Origin of the sequence: Thiomonas sp. 13-64-67 (genome assembly GCF_002282795.1) — a bacterium.
GTDB lineage: Bacteria > Pseudomonadota > Gammaproteobacteria > Burkholderiales > Burkholderiaceae_C > Thiomonas > Thiomonas arsenitoxydans.
In genome coordinates this window covers 1-2,480 of record NZ_NCKP01000120.1, presented here as the reverse complement: position 1 = coordinate 2,480, position 2,480 = coordinate 1, and the positions used below count along the sequence as shown (strand labels likewise).

Sequence of the window (2,480 nt, the reverse complement as noted above, 5' to 3'; positions counted from 1 at the left end):
CCGTAAGCGTCCAGCGACCCCATCTTGTTGGCGGATGATCTGTCTGGGAAGCTGCGGCCTTCGAGTGCAAAGGAGGTCGGGATGGAGGAACGGGTTCGCAAGGACAAGCTCGGCGAGGATGACGTGCGGCGGCGGTTGGAGCTGATCGACGCGTACAAGGCCAGCGGGCTGAGTGCAGCGGCGTTCGCGCAGAGCCGCGGGATTGGCTATTTGGATTTACGCGGCTGGGCCGCGCACGCGCCGCGCTGGCGAGCGTGGCTGGCCGGAGAGGTGTATGCGGCCCCTGCGCGAGTGGCGACCGCATTCGTCAAGGCGCAGCCGAACGAGGCGCCGGCAGCGGCTGCGGGGTGCGCGCGCATTGTTTGCGAGGTCGGGTCGCGGCGGGTTCAGGTCGACTGGCCGGTGGCGGCACCCGCCGAGTGCGCGCAGTGGCTGCGCGCCTGGCTGGGGTGATGTGGTGATTCGCGTCGAGGTGATCTGGCTGGCGGTGGGGACCAGTGATCTGCGCGGCGGCATCGACCGGTTGCTGGGCCAGGTGATCGGGCGGTTCGGTGCAGCGCAGCCGCACCACGCGTACGTGTTCGCGAACCGACGGGCGACGCGGCTGAAGGTGCTGGTGTTCGATGGCGCCGGGATGTGGCTGTGCACGCGACGGCTGCAGGAAGGCAGCTTTGCCTGGCCCCGCGACGAGGCGGCCGCGGTGCGGTTAAGCGCCCAGCAGTGGGACTGGCTGGTGGCCGGGCTGCCGTGGCAGCGCATGCAGGCGGCTGCGCGGGCTGAGCCGATCCGGGTGATCTGATCGTTGTCCATCAGGGCAAGCTCGGCTTCATTCTCGCGCGTGCGCGCGCGAGAATGGCGGGCATGGTTGCGATCATTGACGACGACACGCTGCGCACGCTGGGCCAGGATCCGGCGGCGCAGTACGCACGCGATCTGATCGGCAAGCTCGCAGCCGAGGTCGAGCAGCAGGCCGCCGAGATCCGGCGCCAGGCGCAGAAGAACGCGGCCCTGAGTCTGGAGGTGGCGCGCCTGAAGCACTGGCGCTTCGGCCAGTCCAGCGAGAGCCTGGATGACAAGCAGGGCGAGTTGTTCGACGCCAAGACGATCGCCTTGCTCGAAGAGGAAGAACGGGCCGAGGACCGCGCCGCCGATGACGAGCGAGCCAGCCCGAGCAAGCGCCGCCCGAAACGCCAGCCGCTGCCCGGCAGCCTGGAGCGGATCGAACACCGCTACGAGATCGACTCCGGCCTGTGCCCGCAGGGCCATCCCCTCAAGCGCATTGGCGAAGAGATCAGCGAGCAGCTCGACTGCGAGCCAGCCCGCTTCTTCGTGCACCGGCACATCCGCGGCAAGTACGCCTGCGCGTGCTGTCAGACCGTGCTTGCGGCGCCGCTGCCCGCGCAGGTCATCGACAAGGGGATCCCGGCGCCGGGCCTGATGGCGCAGATGATCGTGGCCAAGCACGACGATCACCTGCCGGCGTACCGGCAGGAGGAGATCTACGCACGCAGCGGGGTGCGCGTGCCGCGCTCGAGCATCACGTCGTGGATCGGCATCGGCGGCGTGTGGCTGCAGCCGCTGGCGCAGGCCGTGAAGGAGCTGATGCTCCAGGGAGCGGTGCTGCACGCCGACGAGACCCCGGTGGCCGAGCTCAAGCCCGGCGCGGGCAAGACCCATCGTGCTTACGTGTGGGTGTATCGCAGTGCGCAGCAGCCGCTGGTGGCCTACGACTACCGCGGCAGCCGCGGCGGGGAACATGCACGCGAGTTCCTGCGCGACTGGTCGGGCACCCTGGTGGTCGACGACTTCAGCGGCTACAAAGCGCTGTTCGCCAGCGGCGCCATCCGCGAGGCCGGATGTTGGACGCATGCGCGTCGCAAGTTCTTCGAGGCCCACAAGCTGACCCAAAGCGCCCTGGCCGCCCAGGCTCTGGAGCGTATCGGCGAGATCTATCGCGTCGAGCAGGATATCGGCGACCTCGACTCCGACGAACGACTGCGAAGACGCCGCCAAGATACCCAGCCGCGGCTGGACGCACTGCACGCCTGGATGCTTGAGCAGCGCCCGCAACTGGCCAAGGCCGACGCCACGGCGCGGGCCATCGACTATGCCCTGGGGCGGTGGGCGAGCTTGAGCGTGTTCGCCACCGATGCCCGGGTGCCCATCGACAACAACGCCGCCGAGCGCGCGGTGCGCCCGATCGCGCTGGGCCGCAAAAATTGGCTGTTCGTCGGCTCGCGCCAGGCCGGCGAGCGCGCTGCCGCGCTGATGACCCTGATCGAATCGGCCAAGTTGTGCGGCCTCGAGCCATGGGCCTACCTGCGCGACGTGTTCGCAAAACTGCCAACCTGGCCCAACAGCCGCCTGGATGAGTTGCTGCCTCACCGCTGGGCATCGGCGGCCATGCCGACCACGCCTGCCCTGGCGACCGCCTGACAGCCTACGCGACCCGCGTCAAGACGGGTTCGCCGGACGCTTAC

At 69.1% G+C, this 2,480-nt stretch carries 3 protein-coding genes; all 3 read left to right on the top strand.

The window, feature by feature from the left end:
* The first annotated feature begins 81 nt into the window (after positions 1-81).
* Positions 82-453, top strand: coding sequence for an IS66 family insertion sequence element accessory protein TnpB (locus B7X30_RS15390; protein ID WP_286731802.1), 372 nt, complete (start codon positions 82-84; stop codon positions 451-453).
* Positions 454-457: 4 nt separating this feature from the next.
* On the top strand, positions 458-799 hold the full coding sequence (gene tnpB, locus B7X30_RS15385) for an IS66 family insertion sequence element accessory protein TnpB (RefSeq protein ID WP_286731800.1): 342 nt from the start codon (positions 458-460) through the stop codon (positions 797-799).
* Positions 800-861: 62 nt separating this feature from the next.
* A complete protein-coding gene (gene tnpC, locus B7X30_RS15380; protein WP_286731798.1) occupies positions 862-2,436 on the top strand; it encodes an IS66 family transposase in 1,575 nt (524 codons plus the stop codon).
* The last annotated feature ends 44 nt before the right edge of the window (positions 2,437-2,480 follow it).

Bases quoted from the DNA above. Each gene is read 5' to 3' on its own strand.
- B7X30_RS15390 (WP_286731802.1), top strand. From the start codon at position 82: ATGGAGGAACGGGTTCGCAAGGACAAGCTCGGCGAGGATGACGTGCGG.
- tnpC (WP_286731798.1), top strand. From the start codon at position 862: ATGGTTGCGATCATTGACGACGACACGCTGCGCACGCTGGGCCAGGAT.